Origin of the sequence: Lacibacter cauensis, from assembly GCF_007830055.1 — a bacterium.
In the GTDB taxonomy this organism is placed as follows: Bacteria; Bacteroidota; Bacteroidia; order Chitinophagales; family Chitinophagaceae; genus Lacibacter; species Lacibacter cauensis.
Map to the genome: position 1 here is coordinate 216,445 of NZ_VLLE01000004.1, position 25,635 is coordinate 242,079.

General features: G+C 42.3%; 21 protein-coding genes. 7 read left to right on the forward strand and 14 right to left on the reverse strand.

Features of this window, described 5'->3' with window-relative positions; translation table 11 throughout:
- Positions 1–136: 136 nt before the first annotated feature.
- Positions 137–742, forward strand: a complete 606-nt coding sequence (locus tag IQ13_RS11090) for an anhydro-N-acetylmuramic acid kinase (protein WP_144886445.1) — start codon at positions 137–139, stop codon at positions 740–742.
- Between the two features lie 123 nt (positions 743–865).
- On the opposite strand, the gene IQ13_RS11095 is transcribed toward IQ13_RS11090, so the two are convergent.
- Genes IQ13_RS11095 through IQ13_RS11115 form a run of 5 tightly spaced genes read right to left on the reverse strand, consistent with a single transcriptional unit; the run spans position 866 to position 4,310 of the window.
- Positions 866–1,264 carry a hypothetical protein gene (locus tag IQ13_RS11095; RefSeq protein ID WP_144886446.1) on the reverse strand — a complete coding sequence of 133 codons (399 nt, stop codon included), beginning with the start codon at positions 1,262–1,264 and terminating at the stop codon, positions 866–868.
- A gap of 54 nt (positions 1,265–1,318) precedes the next feature.
- Positions 1,319–2,059, reverse strand: coding sequence for a LytR/AlgR family response regulator transcription factor (locus tag IQ13_RS11100; protein ID WP_144886447.1), 741 nt, complete (start codon positions 2,057–2,059; stop codon positions 1,319–1,321).
- A 16-nt stretch (positions 2,060–2,075) separates the two neighbouring features.
- Positions 2,076–3,140: a sensor histidine kinase gene (locus tag IQ13_RS11105; RefSeq protein WP_242009533.1), complete on the reverse strand. Its 1,065-nt coding sequence runs from the start codon at positions 3,138–3,140 to the stop codon at positions 2,076–2,078.
- Between the two features lie 9 nt (positions 3,141–3,149).
- A complete protein-coding gene (locus IQ13_RS11110; protein WP_144886448.1) occupies positions 3,150–3,503 on the reverse strand; it encodes a DUF4288 domain-containing protein in 354 nt (117 codons plus the stop codon).
- A 48-nt stretch (positions 3,504–3,551) separates the two neighbouring features.
- Positions 3,552–4,310 (reverse strand): LiaF transmembrane domain-containing protein, encoded by a 759-nt coding sequence (locus IQ13_RS11115; RefSeq protein ID WP_144886449.1) that lies wholly within the window; start codon positions 4,308–4,310, stop codon positions 3,552–3,554.
- 180 nt (positions 4,311–4,490) lie between these two features.
- On the opposite strand from IQ13_RS11115, the gene IQ13_RS11120 reads away from it, so the two are divergent.
- Complete coding sequence (locus IQ13_RS11120) at positions 4,491–6,056, forward strand: peptide ligase PGM1-related protein (RefSeq protein WP_158637374.1); 1,566 nt, start codon at positions 4,491–4,493, stop codon at positions 6,054–6,056.
- Between the two features lie 44 nt (positions 6,057–6,100).
- On the opposite strand, the gene IQ13_RS11125 is transcribed toward IQ13_RS11120, so the two are convergent.
- Positions 6,101–7,474, reverse strand: a complete 1,374-nt coding sequence (locus tag IQ13_RS11125; RefSeq protein WP_144886450.1) for a M20/M25/M40 family metallo-hydrolase — start codon at positions 7,472–7,474, stop codon at positions 6,101–6,103.
- 243 nt (positions 7,475–7,717) lie between these two features.
- Here IQ13_RS11125 and bshA point away from each other — a divergent pair, with 243 nt between their 5' ends.
- Positions 7,718–8,854 (forward strand): N-acetyl-alpha-D-glucosaminyl L-malate synthase BshA, encoded by a 1,137-nt coding sequence (gene bshA, locus IQ13_RS11130; protein WP_144886451.1) that lies wholly within the window; start codon positions 7,718–7,720, stop codon positions 8,852–8,854.
- Here the strand turns inward: bshA and IQ13_RS11135 are convergent.
- The 6 genes from IQ13_RS11135 to porU all read right to left on the reverse strand — a co-directional run bounded on the left by IQ13_RS11135 (position 8,840) and on the right by porU (position 16,724).
- The gene (locus IQ13_RS11135) at positions 8,840–10,174 is read right to left on the reverse strand and encodes a murein hydrolase activator EnvC family protein (RefSeq protein WP_144886452.1); all 1,335 of its coding nucleotides are present in this window, start codon (positions 10,172–10,174) and stop codon (positions 8,840–8,842) included. The genes bshA and IQ13_RS11135 overlap by 15 nt on opposite strands.
- Positions 10,175–10,253: 79 nt before the next feature.
- Positions 10,254–11,084: a lipoprotein insertase outer membrane protein LolB1 gene (gene lolB1, locus IQ13_RS11140; protein ID WP_158637375.1), complete on the reverse strand. Its 831-nt coding sequence runs from the start codon at positions 11,082–11,084 to the stop codon at positions 10,254–10,256.
- A gap of 5 nt (positions 11,085–11,089) precedes the next feature.
- Entirely contained in the window at positions 11,090–11,524 is a 435-nt protein-coding gene (gene dut, locus IQ13_RS11145) for a dUTP diphosphatase (RefSeq protein WP_144886454.1), read from the reverse strand.
- An 8-nt stretch (positions 11,525–11,532) separates the two neighbouring features.
- Entirely contained in the window at positions 11,533–12,009 is a 477-nt protein-coding gene (ispF, locus tag IQ13_RS11150) for a 2-C-methyl-D-erythritol 2,4-cyclodiphosphate synthase (protein WP_144886455.1), read from the reverse strand.
- A 64-nt stretch (positions 12,010–12,073) separates the two neighbouring features.
- Complete coding sequence (gene porV / locus IQ13_RS11155; RefSeq protein WP_242009534.1) at positions 12,074–13,234, reverse strand: type IX secretion system outer membrane channel protein PorV; 1,161 nt, start codon at positions 13,232–13,234, stop codon at positions 12,074–12,076.
- Between the two features lie 67 nt (positions 13,235–13,301).
- A complete protein-coding gene (gene porU / locus IQ13_RS11160; protein ID WP_144886457.1) occupies positions 13,302–16,724 on the reverse strand; it encodes a type IX secretion system sortase PorU in 3,423 nt (1,140 codons plus the stop codon).
- A 240-nt stretch (positions 16,725–16,964) separates the two neighbouring features.
- On the opposite strand from porU, the gene IQ13_RS11165 reads away from it, so the two are divergent.
- From IQ13_RS11165 to IQ13_RS11175, 3 genes are all read left to right on the forward strand, one after another.
- Complete coding sequence (locus tag IQ13_RS11165; RefSeq protein ID WP_144886458.1) at positions 16,965–18,512, forward strand: SUMF1/EgtB/PvdO family nonheme iron enzyme; 1,548 nt, start codon at positions 16,965–16,967, stop codon at positions 18,510–18,512.
- 114 nt (positions 18,513–18,626) lie between these two features.
- Positions 18,627–19,904: a UDP-N-acetylmuramoyl-tripeptide--D-alanyl-D-alanine ligase gene (locus IQ13_RS11170; RefSeq protein ID WP_144886459.1), complete on the forward strand. Its 1,278-nt coding sequence runs from the start codon at positions 18,627–18,629 to the stop codon at positions 19,902–19,904.
- 168 nt (positions 19,905–20,072) lie between these two features.
- Entirely contained in the window at positions 20,073–21,143 is a 1,071-nt protein-coding gene (locus IQ13_RS11175) for a T9SS type A sorting domain-containing protein (RefSeq protein WP_144886460.1), read from the forward strand.
- Positions 21,144–21,183: 40 nt separating this feature from the next.
- On the opposite strand, the gene mce is transcribed toward IQ13_RS11175, so the two are convergent.
- On the reverse strand, positions 21,184–21,585 hold the full coding sequence (gene mce / locus IQ13_RS11180; protein ID WP_144886461.1) for a methylmalonyl-CoA epimerase: 402 nt from the start codon (positions 21,583–21,585) through the stop codon (positions 21,184–21,186).
- A gap of 146 nt (positions 21,586–21,731) precedes the next feature.
- Between mce and IQ13_RS11185 the strand changes: the two genes are divergently transcribed.
- Positions 21,732–22,064: a HesB/IscA family protein gene (locus IQ13_RS11185; protein ID WP_144886462.1), complete on the forward strand. Its 333-nt coding sequence runs from the start codon at positions 21,732–21,734 to the stop codon at positions 22,062–22,064.
- A gap of 82 nt (positions 22,065–22,146) precedes the next feature.
- On the opposite strand, the gene IQ13_RS11190 is transcribed toward IQ13_RS11185, so the two are convergent.
- Positions 22,147–25,626 carry a T9SS type A sorting domain-containing protein gene (locus IQ13_RS11190; protein WP_144886463.1) on the reverse strand — a complete coding sequence of 1,160 codons (3,480 nt, stop codon included), beginning with the start codon at positions 25,624–25,626 and terminating at the stop codon, positions 22,147–22,149.
- Positions 25,627–25,635: the final 9 nt, after the last annotated feature.

Genomic DNA, 25,635 nt, shown 5'->3' on the forward strand with positions numbered 1-25,635 from the left:
ACCCCGAAAACAATGCAGTTTGAAGGTATCTACTGCATCAATAGCTTTGCAGCCGTATTTTTACAAATCTAACAGATAATATTGTGAACAGGATTGACTTACAAATAATTTCTGCAATCCTAAAAACCCATCATATATGATTTACCGGGCCCTTGGTTTAGCCAGCAATGCAGCCACACAAAGTTTAGAACTTGTTTTTGCTTCGTTTGAAGTAAGCGGACAAAAATGGGCCGTAGAAATCAGGCATACCAATTCGGTAGCTTATCCTGCCGAACTGTGGAATAAACTTGCAGGTGCCGCACAACTTCCGGCAGTTGATTATTTGCAAGTGCATGTTGATTACGGGCATTGGGTGGCAGCACAGGCCAAACAGTTTATTGATGATCACCAGCTCGATTACCAGGTACAGCTCATTGGTTTGATGGGGCACACGGCCATCAACTCTCCGGCAACAAAAATGAGTCATGCGTTGGGCGATGGCGCTGCAGTAGCTGCTGTAACCGGTGTAAATGTGGTAAGCGATTTCCGCAATATTAATCTTGCACTCGAAGGTAAAGGCGAACCTGTTTTTGCGTTGGCTGAAAGCTTGCTGGCAGCTCCTGAACAAGTAAATCATGATGCATTTTACTCGGCATTCTTTGCCTTGCTCCGCTGGCGTGAAGAAAACAATCTGCATGCTGCCGATACCGGCGCACTCCGCAACAGCATTGGCGGTGCGGTTTGGGTTGGACAAGAATGGTAAGGGGAAGGACGAACTTAGAAGTACGTGGTACGAATGTGTCTACATCAAACGTCCTCGTCGGACGAGTAGTTTCTCAAACAGTTTGAGTCGATGTAAACAAAACCAAGAACCTGCAATTAACTTTTACACTTTTAATATCGCTGCTGTTGCTTTAAAACATCCAGCAGCTTCTTGCAGTTGCAGCAATTCTTTCTTCTCAATTTCTCCATTTGAAAGTTGACTAAACAACAGTTCTACTTTATGCGAACTGGCCAGTTTCGCAGCAAATGCTTTCGCTTTGTCCTCACCGGTAACAGGTTTCATTTTATCAAACAATTCCTGCGAAAAAATATCCAGCTGTACGCAGTTGCCTGATGGATAAATGTCCTGCATCAGTTTATCGTATGTATCGGTTAATACGTTGGCGATATTGATAAACAAATCGGCAAGACGGTCTTTTTGTTCCTGCTTTCCTTTTTTTAAATCACCCGACAAACCCAGCAGATCATGACCAATATCCCAGATGTCTTTCAAAAGTCCCATCGTTTTTTTTTTATTAAAATTAGAAAGGAGTTTTTCCAAAAGCAACACCTGCTGCTACAAGCCCAACATCGCCTTCAACTTTGGATAACCGCCCCTGCTAACCGGAATTTTTTCGCCGGAACGCAGCAGTGCAATATGATTTTCTTTTTCGTACGGATCGATGCGGGTAATTTCTTTTACCTGCACAATAAACGAACGGTGCGTTCGTACAAACTGTGCAGCATCCAAACTGTCTTCAAAAAAACTCATGGTTTGCTTTTTCAAAAAGCTGCCATTTGCAGTAACAATCTTTACGTAATCATCTGCCGCTTCGAGGTAATGAATATCCTGCAAAGGAATAATGGTAATCTTACTGCCTGTCTTCACCACAATACGTCCGGCCTGCAAAGGATGTTTCGCTGCATCTTTCAACAAAGGCTCATGCGAAATGGTTGCTGCCTTTTCCTGCTCCATCCATTTGCTGATGGCTTTGTCAAAACGCTGTTGCGTAAATGGTTTCAATAAATAATCCACGGCATTTTTTTCAAAAGCCTGTACCGCATACTCATCAAAAGCAGTGGTGAAAATAACAGCAGGTGGTTCTTCCAGCAGCTCCAGCATCTCGAATCCTGTTATCTTGGGCATTTGTATATCCAGAAAAATAAGATCGGGCTTGTGCTGCTGCACAGCTTTTACAGCTTCGAAGCCATTGCTGCATTCTTCTGCAATGGTGAATTGCGGATGCGTCTGCAGGTATTCTGTGACCATACTGCGGGCCAGGGGTTCGTCATCAATAATTAAAACCTTGTAGTTCATTTGCTCATATTATGTGTCAGCCGTTTTTTGAAACGTTAAACACGGTTGGTTGCGGTATAAATAATTGTGTGCTGAAGATGTTTGCGTTTGTTTCTGTTTTCAACAAATCATTTCTGCCGAACATTAAAAACAATCGCCGCTGTACAGAACGTAAGCCAAAGCCGGTTCCTTTTTGTGCAGCAGCAGTTGACACATCGTACGGATTTTCAACAGTGATCAATAACTGCCCATTCTGCGCTGCGGCTTTTAAATGAATATGCGATTCTTCTGTAGTGTCGTACAATCCAAACTTAATGGCATTCTCCACCAATGGCTGCAGCAGCAACGCAGGTAGTTGCAACTGTAATGCATCCGCATCCATTTCAAGTTGTGTATGTAACCGATGACCAAAGCGAACGTTTTCAATGGCAAGATATAACTGCAGCGATTGTATTTCATCTTCCAGCTTTACCCATTGCTGTTCTTCTTTCTTTAACGTGCTGCGCAAAAAATCGGATAACTGCTGCACCATTTGTCTTGCTTCTGCCGGTCGTGTACCAATCAATGCATTAATAGAGTTTAAAGAATTGAAGAGAAAATGCGGTTGCAACTGTTGCCGTAATTTGTACAACTCTGCTTCTTTACTTAACTGCTCTGCTTCTGTTTTTTGCTTTTCGGTTTCAGCACGTTCCTGCCAATTAAAATAGGCATAGCCAACCAGGCAGATACAGCCGTTGATTAAAAAACCGATTGCCATGCGTATGGGCCAGGTATTTTTTGTAACAGCTGCATAATGACTGCTGTCTTTATAGAAAAGCCCCATCAGGTATTGTGTTGCAAAAAACCAACCGGCAGTAAGTATGGTGATCCATATAAAAAGATTCAGCAGGCTGCCGGAACGTGGCACATAAAACCGAAGAATTGTAAAAATCAACAAAGCGATATATATGAGTAAGCCATTGCTTACAACACTATCGGTTAAAGCTTCGAACCAGGTTAATCCCATTTGATACAACGCAAGCTGCTGCATGGCGATCCATACAAACCAGCCCACACAAAACGGCACCATAAATTGCCTTGTTCGAAAAGGAGATATTGCCATTGCAGTTGTTTAAGATAAAGTGATGGATGTATAGCGTTGTACTGCATCGTCTGCACGCAACTGCATACTGTATATAAACGAAGCAGGTTGATCTTCTTCTTTGATGCAGGAAAAAATTTCGGCACCATCCATCTCTGTATGAAAGGGATAAATATCTGTTACCGCAATCAGCTTCCAGCAAACAGTTTGCTGTGTACTATTTAAAAACGATACCTGCTCTGCTTCACCAATGGTTTTTGCTTTCTGCATAGCTGCACAGGCATCGCTGGCCTGTATTAACCGCAGCTGTTCTTCAAACTGTGCGGTATGTTTTCCATTACCGCAAATAATTCGGAACACTATTTTTACAAGAAACCAGTTCATTGTTGCAGTGGTTTAATTTGATAAGGTTCAGGTTAACGGTACTGTTGCTTAGCCAAGCGATTTTATATCGATGCCGCCAAACATCACAAAGCCTTCGAGTAATACAATTTTATCGCTGCTTACACCGGCAGGGCGTGGACGTTTATCTTCCACGGCACCAAAAATGGCAACGGCTTCGCTGCGTATTTGCCAATGTGCAGGAACAAACAAGGTAGTGCCGCCAAATACATTTACCAGCTCCAGCTTTACTGTTCCGTTAAAGTCGGCATGCATCAGGTTAATTTCCGAACCTCCGAAAATAGCTACCGATTCGCCCCCTTTAAAGTTTTTGGAATAGCAGTTCTTTTTCACTGCACCAAAAACAGCTGCCACATCCAGCACATCGCCGGAACCATCTGCATCAAGAGCTGTTGAACTTGCATAATTCGTACTTGAAGAAGAGGATTCGTTGATTAATTCCGATTCGTCGTTGGAACTGCCTCGTCTGCGCAGGATAAAACTTAAGCCAATGGAAATCAAAATTGCCGGTGCAATAAAGTTGCGGAGGTTCCAGTCGGGGAATTCTTTCATCAACAGAAAAAATCCGCCCAGCCCGATCATAATTAACCAACTGCTTCCTTTAAAACTTTCTTTTAAACCGATGATCACACCAATTACAATTAAAATCATCGGCCATGAAAAAAGAATAGAAGGTACTGGCAAATCAAGATTACGCAGCAGAATAAGTACACCTACTGCCAGCACTGTCAAACCAATCCATCTTTCGCTTGAGCGTTTATTGCGTTGTCTCATTTCGTTACTGATCATTTTCAATGAATTTAGAACAAAACTATCAGTCCTTCAAGCAGTGGTCAAGCCATTCTAGAGCAGGTAACAATAAAAGTCGGTAAACGACCCGAACGAATCGGCGAATGGTAAAGGAAAATCAGCAGCAGGGGGTTACAGAAAGCTGCTTGACATCGTTGTATCCATTTTCTATATTGTGCTATGCCCAAAATTATACAGCAACATCCATCAACAGAAAGCGAACCGTTACATGCGCCTGTTCATACACTTACTGCTACCGATAAAGAACGGTACAATCAACTGCAGCAACAATTGGTTCAGCAGTTTAAAACCACCTTTCCCGATAAACTGGCACCACGAACAGTGGTAGTAATTCCAAGTCTTACACTGGACCATGCCATTCTGTCGAAAGTAAAAGGACATGTGTTTTACGAAGAACGTTTGCTCTGTTTACTGATGTTGTTGCGCATGCCCCGTACAAAAATAATTTATGTAACAAGTGTGCCCATCGATCCTGCGATAATCGATTACTATTTACACTTGCTGCCCGGCATCACCGGCTATCATGCAAGGCAGCGGCTTACCTTGCTCAGTTGTTTCGATGCATCATCGGTTCCGTTAACCGAAAAAATTCTGCAACGCCCAAGGCTTATCGAACGCATTAAACAACAGATCGATCCGCATTCACCTGCACATATTACCTGTTTTAATGTTACAGCCTACGAGCAATCGCTGGCATTGCAATTACAGATTCCGCTGTATGGATGCGATCCTGATTTAAATTACTTAGGAACAAAAAGTGCGGCCAGAAAATTGTTTAAATCGCTCAACGTTCTTACACCCGAAGGTTTTGAAGATGTAAAAAATAAAGAGCAGGTAATTGATTGTCTTACGTTGCTGAAACAACAAAATCCTTCGTTAAGAAAAGCAGTGGTGAAAATGAATGATGGTTTTTCGGGAGAAGGAAATGCTGTGTTTTCATACGAAGCTGCGCCGGCTGATGCTACACTCCGTAGCTGGATCAGTGAACACCTGGCCGGCAATTTAAAAATTGTTGCGGCCAAACTTACGGCCGATGTGTTCTTTAAAAAGTTTGAAGAAATGGAAGGTGTAGTGGAAGCATTTATTGAAGCAGACACGATTACTTCACCATCGGTGCAATGCCTTGTTGATCCGTTGGGTAAAGTATCTGTGCTTTCTACCCACGATCAGATGCTGGGCGGCGAAGACAACCAGATTTTTTTAGGTGCTACGTTTCCTGCACACAAAGACTATGCAGTTGATATTGGACGCATGGGTGCTGTTATTGCCGAAGGATTAAAAGAAAAAGGAGTGCTGGGCAGGTTTGCAGTTGATTTTATGACAGCGAAAGTGGGTAACAGTTTTAAACATTATGCGATTGAAATTAATTTACGCAAAGGCGGCACCACACACCCGTATTTAATGCTGCAGTTTTTAACCGAAGGCGATTACGATCCGGAAAAAGGCGAATACTTTATGCCCGATGGAAAGAAGCGCTATTATTTTGCAACCGATAACCTGCAACGGGATTGTTACAAAGGTCTTACCCCACACGATCTGATTGACATTGCCATGCTCAATGGTTTACATTACAGCAATGCATTGGAAGAAGGAGTTATGTTTCATTTAATCAGTGCGCTGTCGCAATTTGGCAAAACCGGTTTGGTTGCCATTGGCAGTACACCCGAACGTGCTGTGGAGTATTATAAAAAAGTAGTAGCTGTATTAAACGACGAATGTGAATGAGCACTACGTTCATTCACATTCGTCATTCAAATTCTTATTGTTGATTACAATCCGTATTGATCAACCACGTACAACAGCAACACCATGTTAATGGCACCCAGCTCCAGCTCCCGCTTGTTCACCATTTCAAAAGTATCGTTGGCTGCATGATGATGATCGAAGTAACGTTGCGAATCGGGACGCAAACCGGAGAGTGTTGTACCCAACGGACGCAACGGGCCAATATCGGCACCGCCACCACCATCAGAAAATTCATACACACCATAGGGTTTAAACAATGGCACCCAGCTACGCAGCTTTGATAACACCTGTGATTCAGCGGTAAAACCAAATGCTCTGGGGGTAAAACCACCTGCATCACTTTCTAATGCAAAAATGAATTTTTTATCTTTTTCTGTTGCGGCCACCTCAGCATACTTACGTCCGCCACGCAAACCGTTTTCTTCGTTCATAAACATCACTACACGAATGGTACGCTTGGGTTTAATGCCCAGCTTTTTGTACACACGAATAATTTCCATGCTTTGGATACAACCGGCACCATCATCGTGTGCGCCTTCTGCTAAATCCCACGAATCAAGATGACCGCCAACTGTAATGATTTCGTTGGGGAATTCTGTTCCTCTTATTTCTGCAATAACGTTGTGGCTTTTTACATCGGGCAACATTTCGCACTCGGTGCGGAAGTACAGCTGCATCGTTTTGTTTTTCTTCAACTCAGTACTTACAAATTCTGCATGGCGTGTTGAAACAGCAACAGCAGGAATTTTCGGAAACGAATCGTTATAGGTTGTTGCACCGGTATGCGGATAATCATCAATATTACTTGCCAGCGAACGAACCATTACACCTACTGCACCATACTTCGCTGCCATTGAAGGACCACGTCCACGGAACTGACCGGCTTCACCATACGAACGGAAGGTTTCAACATTGGTGGGATTCATCGGGAAATTATAAAACACAATTTTTCCTTTTACACCGGCAACGCCCAACGTCTCAAGTTCTTTAAACGAACGCACTTCAATTACCTCAGCTTTAATACCCTGTTTACCCGTTCCTACGCTATTACCCAATGCACAAATGTTTAACGAAACCGTTTTGCCTTTTGCATCAACCAGCAAGGCACTTTCTTTTGCACCACGTACCCAATGCGGTACCATACACTCCTGCAGGTATACCGTATCGGCACCCATTGCTTTCATCATCTTATAAGTCTCCTGTACAGCAGCTGCAGCTTGTGGCGATCCGCTTAACCGTGGACCAACCTTCTTACATAAAATGCGCAGGTTTTCGTAAGCTGTACTGTTGGTAAACACATCATCCGCAATACGTTTAAACATCGCCGAGTCGTTTGTTTGTGCCGTTCCTGCAGTTACTGCCAGGCAGAAGGCAAAAGCCAGTTGTAGTTTTCTCATGCTTTTGTTGTTAAAAAGGAATGCCCAAATTAACGTAACTCTTTAAGCCTGCAAAAAATTCACAGTCAGGCATATGCCCCTTTTTTACAAACGGTAGCTGTATAAACATACCAGTTAGCCGAAAATGGTAACTTCGTACGCAATCTGTCAAAATGTACAATGCCCGGGTTCTGGCATGATAAGTGACAGAAGCCATATACATTCGTGAAACCCTGCTGGGTTTACAACTAAACAAAACGAGCAATGAAAATAGGTATTGTATGTTACCCCACTTTTGGCGGTAGCGGTGTGTTAGCAACAGAATTAGGAAAGGCACTGGCTGAGAAGGGGCACATGGTTCATTTTATTACGTACCAGCAACCGGTTCGTTTGAGTGGCTTTTTCACCAACATCTTTTACCACGAAGTACATATACCGCATTATCCCTTGTTCGATTATCCTCCCTACGAAACCACATTAGCCAGCACAATGGTAGATGTGGCCTTGAATCACGACCTGGACCTGTTGCATGTACACTATGCCATTCCGCATGCATCGGCTGCCTATATGGCCAAGCAGATTTTGAAGAAAAAAGGAAAAGAAATTCCTGTTATTACAACACTTCATGGCACCGATATTACACTTGTAGGAAAAGATAAAACCTTTGAACCGGTTGTTACATTCTCCATCAACGAGAGCGATGCCATTACCGCCGTATCGAACAACCTCCGTAAAGAAACTTATCACTCTTTCCAGATAGAAAAGGAAATTGAAGTGATTTACAACTTTGTAGATGTAAAACGCTTCGATAAAAAACCACTGGACGCTTTCCGCAAAGTGCTTGCACCAAACGGTGAACGCATTATTACACATGCATCGAACTTTCGCAAGGTGAAACGTGTAAACGACATCATCCAGGTGTTTGCAAAAATCAACAAAGTTGTTCCGTCGAAATTACTGATGGTGGGCGATGGCCCTGAACGTCCCGGCACCGAAGAGTTATGCCGTGCATTAAATGTTTGTGATGATGTGCGCTTCCTTGGTAAACAGCAGGAAATGGAGGAGATTCTTGCTATTTCCGATCTGTTTATGCTTACATCGGAATATGAAAGCTTTGGTTTATCGGCACTGGAAGCAATGGCAGCGGGTGTACCCGTATTGTCGAGTAATGCAGGTGGTATTCCTGAAATCAATATCCATGGCCAAACAGGTTACATGGCCAATATTGGCGATGTAGAAGAGTTAAGCAAACTTGGTATTGATTTGTTGAAAGATGATGAGAAGCTCGATGGCTTTAAACAAAGAGCAAAGGAACAAGCAATGAAATTTGATATTCACCACATTGTTCCTTTGTATGAAGAGTTATACGAACGCTTTGTGCATGTATCAGCGACCTCTTAACCAAGGTGCCGGATTGATCATTTGATTTTCACGGGCCAATACAAAATTCAATTCACCATCACCATCGAGGTTGGTGCCAACACGGCCAATCGCCTGACCTGTTTTCACATTTTGCCCCTTACTAACATTGGCTGAAGAAAGATTACTGTAAGTGGTAAAGTATTTACCATGTTTGATAATCACAGCAGTATTACCACCAACATCAAATACACTTACCACTTCCCCATCGAAACAAGCCTTTACTGTGGTCCCTGCAGGCGATGCAATGGTTATAAAGTCCTGACTTCCCTTAATATTGGTTCCGGGAATTGTGTATGGTCCGAAATTGATTGAGATGTATCCATTATCAACAGGAAAAGGAAGACGGCCTTTACTTGTTTCAAAACTTGCACCCAATGCAATATCTTCTTTATTATACTCCAGGTAACTTTCTATTTTCTTTGGCTCCTCTTTTTTAACTACCGGCGCAGTAACTGTAGTTGTTGGATTTGTTGCCGGTGTTGTTGTTGGATTCGCTTTTGCATTTTCTTTAGCAATACGGTCTGCTGCTTCTTTATCCTTACGTTCTTTATCTGCACGTTCTTTCGCCTCTCTTCTTGCTGCTGCAATTTCACGGTTAATAGCCGCTGTTATTGCAGCCTGTAATTGTTGCGCCTGTTTCTTTTTTGCAGCCAGGCTTTTATTGATCTCGCCTTCTTTCTTTTTAATATCATTTACTACTACCGCCTGTTCCTGCTTATCTTTCTCCAGCTCCGATCTTTCCTTTGTTTCATCCTGCAATACCAAGCTTTTTTCTTTGCGATTATTGGTAAGCTCCACAATTTTATCCTTATACAACGCTTCTGTTTTATAAATCGCATCAAGCTGCTGTGCCCGGTAACTGCGGTAAGCTTTCATATACGATATACGACGGATTGCATCGTTGAATGAATTGGCAGAAAAAAGGAAGTTTAAAAAATCGTAACTGCTGCGGTTTTTGTATGCATACACTACATTGTGTGCATAGTTCATCTTCAATGTATCCAAATCTCTTTTCAACCTGCGCATTTCAACATACGATGTATTGATGTCCTTGTCGATGTTACGAACCTGCTTATTAATCGTATTAATTACCTCGTTGCGTAAACGGATCTTGTTTTGTATAAGCGCCAGCTGACCAATACTTTGCTTTTTTGATTTTCTGATTTCATTGTACTGCTTATTCAGCACTTCAATTTCCTGCAGGGTTTGCTTACGTTTCTTTTCCAGCTCAGCTTTGTCCTGTGCCGGCAGCGTAAACTGAAACAACATGCAGATTGCAATGAAAAAGAATTTCCGCATAGGTAATGGGTTTAAGTGACAAAATTAAGGCTATTGACAATAAGGGTAAACGCCCTGCTTTTTAAAAACGTATGCCGTTTCAGATTCTTTTGAATTTTTTAGGAACTGAAAACGGATACGTCAACTCTTCGTTAAACTTATAGTCTTTAAATCTCAACTGTACTTCCAGCTTGTTGCGTTGCGATATGGTAATCTGCCGCTGTGTAGAAAAAAACATGCCTGTTTTACTCTCGTAATCATTATATATTAAATCGCAGGTGCGATTTAATGTAGGATCATTATCGTCGAGTTTGCTTTTTGTAACCGAATAATCTGCAGCAATAGTCAATAAATTTTTAAACAACGTTGTATAGCTTAAGATTGAATACCCATTTGAAGAATTGCTGTACGAAGTAATGCTGTCTTTGCTGAAGAAGATAGGATTTCCCACCAAAATGTTTTGCAGATCGGAAAAAGTAAAAGGTATTTGTGCCAGCTCCTGTATGTGGCTCAATGGTCTTACCTGGTAGGTATTTGCCAGTTTATCGAGCATTTTAATGCTGTCTTTTGTTATCAGCACACGTATACCCTCGATACCGATATCATTACTGAGCGATATCCAGATAACACTGTCTTTTAGCATACGTACATTAGCAACAAAGTCGGGCTGCCTGCCTTTACTGTTGCTGTAATCCACTTTAATTTTTGCAGAAAATGTATTGAAGCTGATGTATTTCTTTTCTACGTTGGCCAAAACATCATTAGCCATGCGCACGGTATCTTCATGAGTAGGCACTTTCAGTACAGGTGTATCCACTACTGCAACGGTATCTTTCTTTACAATTACCTGTTGAATTTTTTTGGTTGCACGGCATGCACTGAAACCGAGTAACATTGCCGCTGCAATCACTAATAGTACTGCTTTCTTCATATTCATTATTGTTTTCCGGTGCTGCCAAAGCCACCTTCGTTTCTTGCTGTTTGCTCCAGTTCTGTTGCAGGCGCCCAGTTGATTTTTTCTACTTTCTGTATCACCATCTGCGCAATACGATCGCCATTGTGTACAGATTGTACTTCGTTACTCAGGTTAATTAAGATCACCTTAATTTCTCCACGGTAATCGGCATCAATAGTGCCGGGTGTATTTAAACAGGTAATACCTTGCTTAATGGCCAAACCACTGCGTGGACGAACCTGTGCTTCATATCCTTCGGGTAACTCTATAAATAAACCGGTGGGAATTAACGCACGTTCCAATGGTTGCAATGTAACGGTTTCGTTAATTGCTGCACGCAAGTCCATACCGCTGCTGCCTTCGGTTGCGTATGCCGGCAGCGGATTATTTGATTGATTGATGATTTTAACTGTCATGCTGTTTATTATTTTTCGAGCAATACGGTAGCGTGTGCTACCAAACCTTCCTCCCTTCCTACAAAACCCATTTTTTCTGTGGTGGTTGCTTTAACGGAAACCGCATCCAATTCCAATTCAAGAATTGAAGCAATGGTTTGCTGCATTTGTGCAACGTAGGGTTTAATCTTTGGAGCTTCCAAACACAAGGTGCTGTCTACATTCACCACTTTGTAACCCTTCTCTTTTATTTTATCGTAACTCTGCTGCAACAGTATTTTACTGTCGATGTCTTTAAATGCAGCAGAAGTATCGGGAAAGTGCGTGCCAATATCGCCTAATGCGAGTGCACCCAGCATGGCATCGCAAATAGCATGCAGCAACACATCGGCATCGCTGTGGCCGACTGCTCCTTTGTGGTGCGGAATTTCAACTCCGCCAATAAACAATTTTCTTCCTTCGGCTAATTGGTGATAATCAATGCCTGTTCCAATTCTGAATCCCATAATGTAAATAAAAAAGCGAAGGTAAAGTACCTCCGCTTCTGGCAAAATCTTTTATATAAGCGTACTATTCGTTTGAAGTACCGCTGCCATCATCGGCCCCTAAATCAAACACAATACTGAAACGGGCCGTATTGCTTAACGGGTTACGGTTAATTCCCTGACCTGTTGGTACCAGGTACGAGAAGTTAAACCCTAAACGGTTGTATTTAACACCGGCACCCACGCTAAAGAAGCGACGATTGCCCTTTGTTTTTGCTTCGTAGAAATAACCGGCACGTGCAAAAAACTGATCGTTGTAACCATATTCCAAACCTGTTGAAACCTGGAATTCCTTCAGTTCTTCATTAAAACCACCGGGTGCATCTCCAAAAGAAGAGAACCAGCTACCCACTACACTTTTGTTGCGGTATGCATCACGAGCTGCAGTAGAAGTGTCGGTTGGTGGTGTTGGCACCAGTAATTTATTGATATCAATACCAAAGCTGATCTTACTGGTTTCGTCAACAGCTTTTGTATATACTGCACCAATACCAAGGTTGGCTGGAATATAATCTTTACCACGGGCATCGTTGGTATAAGCGATCTTACTGCCGAGGTTACTCATAACAGCACCTGCTGTAATACCTGTTCCTTCTTCGTTAAGACCGTTGTAGAAAAACGAAATATCGCCGGCAACAGCTGTGCCGGGCTTATACGTAACACCATTGGTATTACCATTTGCAAGGTTTGAATAGATGAAGCGAAGAGCAATACCCACGCCGATCTTATCGCTGAGTTTGCGGCTGTAGCCAGCATCAAATGCAAATTCTCGTGGATTGAATTTTTGCAGATCGTTACCGGCAAAGTCGGTAAACTGGATGCTACCTAAATTAAAATAACGGAGTGAACCGGAAATCGCCTGCAGCTCATCAATTTGATGATAGCCTGCTACTGTACCAATAAATACATCGTTTAAGCCGAGATCTTTTAACCATGGCGTATACGTTAATGCAATAGCCGAACGTTGGGTTGCAAACGGAATTTTTGCCTGGTTCCAGAACGACGAATTCGCATCAGCAGAAGTAGCAATACCTAAATCGCCCATACCACCTGCCCGTGCATCGGGCGATATACGTAACATGGGTACTGCTGTTGTAACTACATTGATGGATTGTGTTTGTTGGGCTAAAGCTGGTAAAGACAAACAGGTAAACAAGCCTAGTAACAAGGCTGAGTTTTTTCTCATAAGAGTTATTATTTGAGCCATAAAAATAGAGGAAAAAATGTATTCCTTTCAGTTAACGGATTTTGGTTTAGAGCAGAACGAGCTTTTGCAAAGCAGATTGTTTTTTTCCATTTGAATCTTTTATTTCCAACTGGTAGATGTAAACACCCCGGCCGATTTTCTGGCCAAAGTCATCCTTTCCGTCCCACTCAATGTCAAAAGAACGGTTTCCTTCGTTTATTATTGTGCGGGTGATGGTTTTTACTACTTTACCACTTACAGAATAAATACGGATAAGACATTGCAACTGATCGCCGGGCCGGTTATGCTCGAACATGAAGGTAGTGCGTGTGGTAAAAGGGTTGGGATAATTGTACACCCGTTCCAGTTTCAACGCTTCATCTTTTATTACCCGAAACTCCAACCTGTATTCGCTGCTGTTGTTCTGTACATCCCAAGCTTTGATTTTTAATACATGCAGTCCTTCTGTTAATTTGGGCAATTGAAACCGTACTGTGCCCGATTGATAACTGTCGGCTGATGCTTCGTAGTAATCATTCAAAACATAATACGTACTGTTATCATCATCCAGTGTTGCAATTAAATCGTGACCGATACCGGTACCCACTGTGTTAATACCGCTTGAATCTGCAAGCTTCACCAATAACACAGGTGTTTCGTTGGTGATGCCCCCGTTTACAAATTTTTCATCGTTGAGGTAAGCTTTAATCGATGGCCCTGCATTATCCGTTACAGGATTAGCCGATGCGCCACCGATGATGATGGCCGTTTCGGCACCACTTCCATCTTTCGTTCCGTCTTCGGCATAATAACTGATTTTTCCATTGCCAAACTGGTAGTTAATGTCTTTGGGTACCACAAAGCTGTACACAAACTCTCCGTTTGTTACTTTGGCTTTTCCCCTGAAAATAATATTCGATTGCTGGTTGAATGTTGTGCTTACGCTTGTGGCATCGTTCGCAAATGTTTTTTGCTGTTGCACTTTGTCGAAAATTACCGGGTATACATTACCGTTAAAATTGCTGAGTTTATTGCCGCCGGCATCTGTTACCTCTCCTTTGATGATCATACGATCCAGCGCTTTCAATGTATCTGCTGTTGGCACTTGATTATTAATTGCTGTTGTGCGCACATTTAATGTTGGAAAAGCCAGGCGCACAGCAGGATCGCCCAACAGTGTAAACTTGCGGTTATTTATAATATCACCAAAGGTTTGGTACGTAAAGTTTTTGGTACGCCTAACTGCATCACCCAGCGACGGGTACAACCCATTGGCATCTTTCTGCAATGCCTGCTGAAAATAATTGTTGTTGATGATGCGGTTACTAAAGGCAAACACCACCCTCGTGGTTGTCATCAAGGCAATCGCACCTGTGCGTTCCCGCAAAAGAATGTTTTCGCCAATGGAATTAACGGAAGGATTATCGTAGGGCGCAAAATCGCAGGTAGCTGTAATAAATAAAGGCAACTTATTACTGTTGCTCCAGCTGTTTACCATATCCTGTTCAAGAATTGCTTCTTCTGCCAATCTTCTTGAGCCGCCATGTCCGCTGTAATTCCAGATCAATGTACCTGAAAAGATTTTATTGTTGATAGCCTGGTTGGCTTCGGGGTAACGGCTACCACCACTTCCACTTTGTTGCCGAAAAGCATCCAGATAAATTTTTGAAATATTAAACCGGTTATTCTGTTGCACAACACTGCTGTGAAATTCGGCATCGTCCAGATGAATATTATTGTCTTCATCATCTGCGACCATGGTCACTTCATTCCGCCACGGACCAAAACTTTCTTTTGCATAATAGCTGATGATTTTATCAACCACCGCCTTTGCTTCCTGCGCTGTTTTAGCAGGTATGCGGCCAATACCAATATCGAGCAAGTTGACTGGGAAAGAACGGTTGATGTTTTCATTATCATCTAAAAAACCGAAGAAATCATCAGAAGTGTAGGTCGATAGCGGATCAAGCGAAACATCGCTTTCATAACATGGAACAAAATTGGTATTGCCACTAATTCTGTTCAGGTAATCGTACGATGCATCGCCAAACAACAATAAATAGCGTGGCCGTTTGGTAGTATCGCTACCTGCACGGTCGTAAAACATTTTTACAAAATTGCGGATGGCTGATGGATCGGGTGAGCCGGAAGCAAATTCGTTGTACACCTGTTCGGTAGTTACGGCTAATGTAGTCAGTCCGTTATTTTGCCGGTGCCAGTTTGCCAAACGTTGTGCTTCACTTAACCAGGTTGCCGGAGCCACAATAATATAGTTAGGGAAGGATGCTGCATGCAGATCCTGACTGGCAACTTTTCCAACAGCTGTTGGCTGTAAAAAATTCTGTTGTTGAAAAGCGATGTATTCCCGTAGGCGATCGGCCGTATTTATAAAACGAAATTCAGCGCCATTTAAAGTGCCGGTTATGTTTTGCGGACGCAAAGGATCGGTAATATCCCAAACAAGGGTTGCACTTACGGCTCCCTGTAGCCGAAATTCTGCAATATTGCCGGGACCAACAGTTTCCCAATCGCTGAAGTGAAGCTGATCAACACCAACTATGCTTAACTGCCGTTGAGGAAAAACTTCGAACCAGTTGAGCCACCCCTGCGCATTTACGCTGCCGGGTTGGTAACTGTATTGCAGACTTAACGGCGATTGTGTAAGATTAAAAACGGTAGTCAATTCGTGAGCTGCAGCCACAGGATCGTACGTACCGGTGCCAACTGCGGTTACACTATGCTGCGCAATGTTGTTGTTGTTTGCTCTTATTTGAAACGAACTGCCGATGCCGTTACTTCTTGAGGCTACTGAAGAAATGAAAACAGTGTTTCCGGGCTGCAGATTTGGAATTGTAAGGTTGAAGGTTCTGTTTAAAGCACTGCCCGGTGTATTGCTGAATTGCTCGCCATACCATTCTTTACCGCTTCGCAGAAAATTGATGGTATCCAGCTCGTAAAAAAAACGGTCTCTGAAAGCTGTTACAACCTGGTTAGGAGAACCGACGATCGACCTGTTCTGTATTCGCAATCCGTTTGTACCGATATTCAAAAAGTAATACGATTCATTGCTGAATAAGTTCTTACGGTGCCGAAAGCGTTTGTTTGTAGAATCTTTCACCCACTGCTGCGGACCTGCAGCATAGAAAAGAATATAATCGCTTCCGTTAATAACACCATCGCCGCCATCAACCACTTGTATTGCATTTTCGGTTAGATCATCGACTGTAAAAGCAGCATTATCCTCCGGCAGCATTTGTCCGCCATTGCCGAACAAGCGCACACTGCCGCTGGCTAAATTGCTAACATTCACCCCCAACGATTGCAGAAAAGCCACATTGATGCGGTAAACACCCGGCTGCTTTACGGAAAGCTTATACCATTCCCCATTTGCCAATATGGAGTTGCTGCGCCAGGTCTTTTGAGACTTAGCCGAACCAACCAGAAATGCAAACAAAAACAGGAAAGCGTAACGCATAAACAGTAAACTCAAAGATACCGGATACAAGTTTGAAATATAAACGAAGAACAAACCCGCCGAATATCTTCATTGTATGAACGTAATTTCACTGTTTCCTAAGCAGAAATACTGAAATTAATTCTGTTAACTGCCTATTCCTTCAGATTTCGGAAAGATTGCTTTAAGTTTGTCACCTGTCCAATAAAAATTTTGGACTGTGAAATCCAGTACAATATTTTTGAACATTACTCGTTAACTATCAAAACGAAGGAGATGAAAAACCTTTTCTGCATTAAAAATCTGTGTATCCTGTTTGTTGGGGCTACCATTTTTACATCGTGTAACTTATTTAAGAAGAAGCCGGAGAAATCGTCTTCTACCGGTTGGACGTATAACGACAAAAACGGTAGTGGTTTCCGTGTTTCAAAAGAAAAAGAACAAAAAACAGGTCCCGGCCTTGTGTTTGTTGAGGGTGGTACCTTTACAATGGGCGCCGTGGAAGAAGACGTAATGCGTGACTGGAACAATGTTCCCCGCCGTGTTACCGTTGCTTCTTTTTATATGGATGAAACAGAAGTTGCCAACGTACATTACCGTGAATACCTCTATTGGTTAGACCGTGTGTTCATGGATACTGCTATTACCAACCGTGCTTTACCCGATACATTGGTATGGAGAAGTGAGTTAGCTTATAACGAACCCTACGTTGAATATTATTTCCGTCATCCTTCGTACAACCTCTACCCTGTAGTAGGTGTTAGCTGGAAACAAGCTTACGACTATTGCTTATGGCGTAGCGATCGTGTAAACGAAAATATCCTTTACGAAAAAGGTATTACCAATAAAAAAGCTGAACTGCAAAAACAAATGCAGGGCGGTGGTCAAGATAACTTTAACACAAAAGCTTACCTCTTGGGCGAATACCAGGCAACTCCTGGTAAGAGTCTGAAAAACTACAAAGATCCTTTAACCAAACAGGTGCCTACCAGCATCAGCTTTGAAGAAGGTATCATTCTCCCCGATTATCGTCTGCCTACAGAAGCTGAATGGGAATATGCAGCTTACGGTTTAATTGCACAAAACCCTAACCCACGCCGCAGTGAAAAACGTCGTGGTGAGGAATTAACTGCAAATAAGCAGGTTTATCCTTGGGCACAAAACGTAAATGGTTTGCGTGATGCAAAACGTAGCAGCTGGCAAGGTCAGTTCCTCGCTAACTTTAAGCGTGGATCGGGTGATAACATGGGTGTTGCCGGTGGTTTGAACGACCGTGCAGTAATTCCTGGTCCAATCAAAGCATTCTATCCAAACGGTTTCGGCTTGTATAACATGGCAGGTAACGTAAGTGAGTGGGTTGCCGATGTTTACAGACCAATGACACAAACAGATGGTGAAGACTTCAATATTTATCGTGGTAACAAGTTCCAGCGTATCGATCTCAGCACAGGAAAAGCTGAAAGAGATTCAATGGGTCGTATAAAATACCGTGATGAAACAGAAGAAGAAGTAAAAAACCGACGTAACTACCAAAAAGGTTATGTTATCGATTACCTCGATGGCGACTCTTTAAGTAATGTACAGTACGGCTATGGCCAAACAACTCTGGTTAGCGATAAGAGCCGTGTATATAAAGGTGGAAGCTGGAACGATCGTGCATACTGGCTCAGCCCTGGCACCCGCCGCTTCCTGGAAGAAGATCAAAGCAGTTCAATGATTGGTTTCCGTTGTGCAATGACACGTTATGGCAGCCAGGAAGGTAATGGCCGTAAAACGGGTAACTGGTTTGGTTCCAGAAAACAAAACAACAGAAAGCGTAATTAATCTCTTCGTTTTTATCTATAAAAGAAAGCCCTCTGTAAATGGAGGGCTTTCTTTTTATACCAGGCATTTAGATTTTTTATACAGTACAAAAGCGCAAGCGCCTATCTTTGATTTATGCATATCGAAGAGCTTTACAGGATATTTTTAGCACACCCTTCTGTACAAACCGATACCAGAAAATTAAAAGAAGGTGATCTTTTTTTTGCATTAAAAGGCGATAACTTCAACGGTAATCTTTTTGCCAAACAAGCACTGGAAAAAGGAGCTGCATACGCAATTATTGACGAGCCAATTGATCCTGCTGATTCCAGAATGATTGTTGTAGATGATGTTTTAACCACCTTACAACAACTGGCAAAGCATCATCGCCAGCAGTTCAATATTCCTTTTCTGGCAATTACCGGCAGTAATGGTAAAACAACAACCAAAGAGTTGATCCACGCTGTTTTGTCAACTACATTTAAGACCTATACAACCGAAGGCAATCTGAATAACCACATTGGTATTCCGCTTACTCTGCTTAAGGTGAAGCAAGATGCCCAAATGGCCATTGTAGAAATGGGCGCTAACCATCAAAAAGAAATTGAAGGTTATTGTAAATATGCCCTGCCAAACTACGGCCTCATCAACAACGTAGGCAAAGCCCATCTAGAAGGATTTGGGGGAATTGAAGGTGTTAAAAAAGGTAAAGGCGAGTTGTATGATTTTATCCGAGCAAGCGGAGGAACAATCTTTATCAATACCGATTTTGATTATCTGGAAGAAATGAGTGCCGGTATTTTAAACAAAATAACCTACGGTACACAGCATGCAGCCGTAACCGGAGTACTTATTAAAAGTGAACCTTTCCTTGAAGTTGAACTGACCAGCGAGCCGGAAATAGGCATTATTAAGACGCATTTAGTTGGCGATTACAATTTACCCAATGTTCTGGCTGCTGTTTGTGTTGGTCTGCATTTTGGTGTAGACCCAAAATCAATTAAAACAGCCATTGAACAATACCAACCTACCAACAGCCGCTCGCAATTGCTTGAAAAAGATACCAATAAAATTATCCTTGACGCTTATAATGCCAACCCCAGCAGTATGAAACTGGCTATTGAAAACTTCGCAAAACTCCAGGCAGATAAAAAAGTACTGATGTTGGGCGGTATGGCCGAAATGGGAGAAGCAAGCCTGGCCGAACATCAAGCCATTGTTGATTTAATTGGCCAGACCAACTGGACCAATGTTGTACTTGTTGGTGGCGATTTCGGCAAAATCAATCATCCCTATATTTATTTTAACAGCTCCCTTGAAGCAAAAGAATGGTTTAAGAATCAATCATTTAGTAATACCCATCTGCTGATTAAAGGTTCCCGGAGCATGAAAATGGAAGAAATTCTTAATTAAAATACTTGCAGAAGTCAAAACGATCCGTATTTTTACGGACTTTCATCCAATACTTATAAGAAGAATCACTTAATAATCTAACCTGTCACTCCTCCAGATTAAGTGATCCAACCCGCTGAAACGAACCGTTAACTTATTTCCGTATAAGCTTATTAATTGGGTTCGTTTATGAAAATTTTTTACTCTTTTATTATCTTTTCGTTTATTGGTCTTCAAGCAATTGCCCAACAGTATTGGCCCCATGGATCAAACCCATATCCAAGATGCTCTACAATGACTGCACCTACCTGCACAAAGGTCGCAGTTGGTGGTGATTGGGATAATGCAAACTCATGGAGTCCAGTTGGGGTTCCAACACAGGATCAGGTAGTTTGTATACCTGCTGGCGTAACGATTAATGTAAAAGGACCAATCTATACAGCCAGCACCGCTTGCCCTCCAGCAAGCACCACGGCCTCTCCCAGGTTGCAAATTTTTCTTTGTGGTACGTTAAGTTTTCAACCATCAGGAAAACTTTATCTCGCTTGCTTTAGTTTTATTCAAACATATTCTGGAGGTAAAATTACTGCAGCTAATGGCAGTAGCGATTTAATTCAAATTGGAGTAAATATCGTTTGGGGTGGACCCGGCAGTGGCACTCAACCAGATATCAATGGCCCATGGATACTTTCGTATCCTTTTACGGGTGCAGGTGTATTAACTATTGGTTTTGATTATTTTAAAGTGAAGCAACCGCAGCCCTATCAGGTACAGCTCGATTGGGCTACTACATATGAAGTAAACAGCGATGTGTTTATTGTTGAACGCAGCACTGACCAAAAAACATGGAGCAGTATTGGAACTATAAAATCTGCAGGCAATAGTTCGCAAAAACAAACATACTCTTTTACGGATAAAGCTCCTGTTGCAGGTACTGCTTATTACCGCCTCAAACAAGTAGATTTAAAGGGAGAAGTAGCTTACTCTGATGTAGTTCGCTTTAATACAACAATCACTAAAAAGTTCAGCTTATACCCTAACCCGGCAACAACTGTAACCCGTTTATTTTCAAAAGAAGGATTTACAGCCGGACAAACAATTATCATTCTGGATGCAAAAGGGACTGTAGTAAGAAAAATAAACGCTTCCGGCACAAACAGCCTTCAGCTTGATTTATCCAATCTTGCAAATGGCCTTTATCTTGTTCAGATTACAGAACGTAACCAATTAATTGAAAAGATACCTTTTGTTAAACAGTAAAACTTACAATCCACATATAAAAATAGCTGCTGCAAAGCGGCTATTTTTTTTCCTGGCACAACTCTACCAATAAGCCATTTGTTGATTTAGGATGAAGAAAACAAACGAGTTTATCATCGGCCCCATTCTTTGGAGTTTCATTTAGCAGTACAAAGCCCTCGTTTTGTAACCGCTTCATCTCTGCATAAATATCTGCTACTTCAAAGGCAATATGATGCATACCCTCACCCTTCTTTTCAATAAATTTTGCAATAACACTATCTGCCGAGGTGCTTTCCAAAAGTTCAACCTTCGTTTCACCCTGCTTAAAAAAAGCCGTTTTCACCGCCTCTGATGCTACCGCTTCGGTTTTGTAACAGGTAGTGTTCAATAGTTTTTCAAAAAGCGGAACAGATATATCCAGACTTTTTACTGCAATTCCAATGTGTTCAATATTCAGCATAACAATCAATTTTCAGCAATTTACTATCTCAACAGCACGCAAAAAAGTGAGACAGGCATGACATGCATTTTAGTTAATTTTACAGCCAATACGGCAGCTACCGGTTTACTGGCCTGTGTATTGATCATTGATTTAAAACCTGTGTTATGATTTTTGTTACAGAAAAAGCAAAAGAGAAAGTTGCCGAGCTGATGCAGAAGGCAAATGTTGGTGAAGATGCTTCCTATTTTCTCCGTGTAAGTGTTGTTGGTGGTGGATGCAGCGGATTAAGTTATAAACTCGATTTCGACAATGAAAGCAAGCCGAACGACCAGGTATTTGAAGATAAAGGCGTAAAGGTGGTTACCGATATGAAGAGCTTTCTGTATCTCTATAACACCACGCTCGACTTTAGCGATGGTTTAAACGGAAAGGGTTTCCACTTTAACAACCCCAATGCCAGTCGTACCTGCGGCTGCGGTGAAAGTTTTGCAGTTTAACCCTTTACTTTATTTACGGAATTTGATTAAAACAAAACCCCCTCTTTTGGAGGGGATTTTTTCAGCAGTTGGTTTCGGGTCTTTATTGTTTAATAAAACTAGTTGTGGTAAGCCCGTTCTTACCCATTATTTGAACATAATACATTCCCGCTTGCAAGTGAGAAATATTAACCTCGTTATTAAACTGAATAGCCGGTATGCGTTGCAACACCTGACCGGATATATTGACAATAGCAATTTCGGTTATGCTGCTTGGCTGTGAAAAAAATATGACAATTTTTTCCGTGGCCGGATTTGGACTGATCTTCACTTGCTGATTTGACCCAAACCATACTTTTATGACTGGCGATAGGGTTACCCCTCCCTGCTTATCAACAGTACGCAATCGATAGTAATTCCAGCCGTTAAACGGCTGGCCGTCAAATTCAGTATACAACTTCGTAAAGCTTCCAGATTGAGGAATTACTTTTTTAAAGAGTTGAAATGAAAAACCATTTTTACCTTTTTCAAGTTCGAAATAGGAGGGTTCAGTAGGGCTATTCATGCTCCAGTTCAAAAGAATGTCGGTTGAACGGGACCTGGCTTGAAAGTCTGACACACCTACTGGCAGTAAGTTTTCCAAAAAATCGGTACTGGCCAATGAAAACGGACTGAACGCTGAAACATTATTCCAGGTTACGGTTCCGGCCGTTACATCTCCGGTCCAACTGTCTGCACCAAATGCATCCCAGCTATTACTTGATGTATTAAAGTGCGCAATAGCCAAATCGGGCAGGCTCGACACATACGACACATTGCAATTGCTTCGGGCATTCCAGGATAAAGTAACATTTACCGATGAACTACCCGCTGTACGATCCAACTTCCAATACTCACAGCGGCTCACCCTTGTTAAACCGGCAGAAGCAGCCGCCGCACTGATAGGGCCTAATGCAGTAGCGCTTCCCACAATAAACTCAGCAGTAAATGCATCAGTTATTTGCACTGGTGCTGAAATACCCATTAACCGAAATCCTCCTCCTGCCGATCCGCTCAACTCAGGCTTGCCAACCGGAAAAACAAATGCACTGTTTCCTATTTTGGTCATGGGTCCGTTTACGAAGGAAAGTGAATTACCTCCTTCTGGACAAGTAGCGGTTGCAGATAATGTAAGCAGGTTCGCTGAAGTAGTCGTAACAAGTCCACTTGTTAACGTTAAGATTCCATTGATCATTGACGGGCCATTCAACGTTTTCTCACCACCCCCACTGATAATTACATTTTTGTAATCGGACCTCGCAGAAAAAACCTGGGCTGAAGTTCTTGCATACTCAATCGTACTACCCAGTGCAAGATGAATATTTTCAACATCAGAACGAATAGACGTGGAAGTTGTTCCTGAGCCACCACTAAACCCATCTGCATCGCCACATACAAACCGGGCACCTGTTTCTATCGTTACTGTTTGCATGCCCGTTGAACCGGTAATCGATTCGTCGTTAATTGTAAAAACAGCGCCGCTTTTTATTACAAACGAACCGCCTGCTGCGAGGTTAATGTTTCCATTTGAATTGGCAACATAAGCACTGTTTATTTCAATATTGTAATAATAAATAGACGCAGAACCACGAATAGTTTGACTGGTTGCCGGAGTACCTCCGAAAAATTCAATTACACCACCGGTTAAACTATACGTTCCCTGTATATCCGGTTTCGTTCCTGTTCCTGCCAATCGAAAACGACCTCCATCCATTGCAAGGTTCGTCGTCATATCGCCAAATGTAAAATTGAGCGTTTCCAAAATGGCATCACCTGTTATAAAAACAGTTCCTGTTGGTATACATCCGCTGCTCAACGTTTTCCTTCCGCTGCCAGAAAAAACAAGATTTTTATAATCGGAACGTGCATTAAAAACCTGGTTGCCCAACAACCCGTATTCAATAGTACAACCGGTATTAAGCACTGGCGTAATGCCGGGTATGGCTGCACCTGTGCCGGTAAAACCCTCTGCATCACGGGTAATAAATCGTCCGTCAATGACAATACTGCCGCCTGTATTTTGCAGTAGCTGACTCTCTCCTCCATTATCAACTATTGCAGTTGAACCGATTGAAAAAACACCGCTCAGGTTAATGGCGTTAATTCCATTTAACAGAACTGTTCTTGTTCCGCCAATAGTTACATTGCGTAATGCAATGTTCCCCGACTGCGGAATTGAAACCACACCTCCTGCTGTTCCGGTAACAGTAAAATCACTTGTATTTGTGCCGCTTAAAAAGCCGGCTGTGCGTACCAATGCAGCCCCATCTAATGTTAGCGAACCAGCTGCACCGATATTGAAAGTGCCGGAAGTTAACGTAAGCGTACCACTAATTGACCGGCTTAATCCTGCCATGGAAACGCCCGAAGCATTATTGATGACCACGTTATAAAAACCAGAATTCCATTCATTAGCAGTAGCTGTTTGTGCAGCAGCGGAAGCGTAAATTAAAGTAGTAGCATCGGATGAAACAGCAAGCGTATTTCCGCCAAGCGCCAAAGTAGGTGAAGGAGCAACTCCGCTCATTTCGAGTATCCCATTTGCAGGAATAGACGTTGTTCCTGCTCCTAAAGTCTTTACGCCTGAACCGCTAATTCTTAAATACGTATAGGCTGCTGCGGGAATTGTTTGTGCACCTGTATGATTATAATTTACTACCCCGCTAAAATTAACAGAAGCAGGCAATATGAAATTTGGTAACGCAATGTTCAATGTACTGGCAGCATCAACACCTAAAGAATTAGTGATTGAAATATTTCCGTTGAAATTATTCAGGTTGAGTGTGCCGTTGTTTGTTACTGCAATAGAAGAAAAATTAAATCCACCTGTTGTGTTTGATGTAGCCAAAGTCATCGAACCTCCATTAATAACTAAAGGACCAATAGGTGAACCTGCAACACCTGCAACATTAATTCTTGTAGTTCCTGCAACCTGAGTCCACGATCCGCCATTGATAGTAATAGCAGAAGTTGAAGAAACTCCCTGCATTTCGTTACCCGTTCCTACAATAAAGTCGCCTGCAGTAAGTGTAAAATTTTCAAAACGGAAATTTGTACTTGTTGTAACAGCTCCCGACGGCTTATTAATTTCAACCTGAACAAATACGCTGCCAGCCGTTAACCCGATAATCCCCTGGCTACCCGATCCCGAAAAAATCAATTTACCTCCCGCAGCCCATGGCGAAAAATAATTCGATCCGGAACTATTAAGCGTAATTGTACCTTTAACGTTTAAAGTACCCGTTGCAGCAAAGGCCAGCCTACCTGTAGTTCCTCCGTTGGAAATAGAGAGATCATTGCAAACGGCTGATGTATTGTCAACGGTAACGGTATGCCCCACCTGTACGTAAACGGCCGTTACAGCAGTTGGCAATTGTCCTGCTGTTGCAGGTTGCCAGCCTGAACCGTTATATACATTCCACGAGTTGAAATCGCTCCAATTACCAGAAGTGTTCTTGCTTTGAAAATCGCCTGCAACCTGTGCATGCGCATTAAAGACAATTATAAACGAAAGCAGTGTCGGTGTTAGGATGTTTTTCGTCATATACCTTGG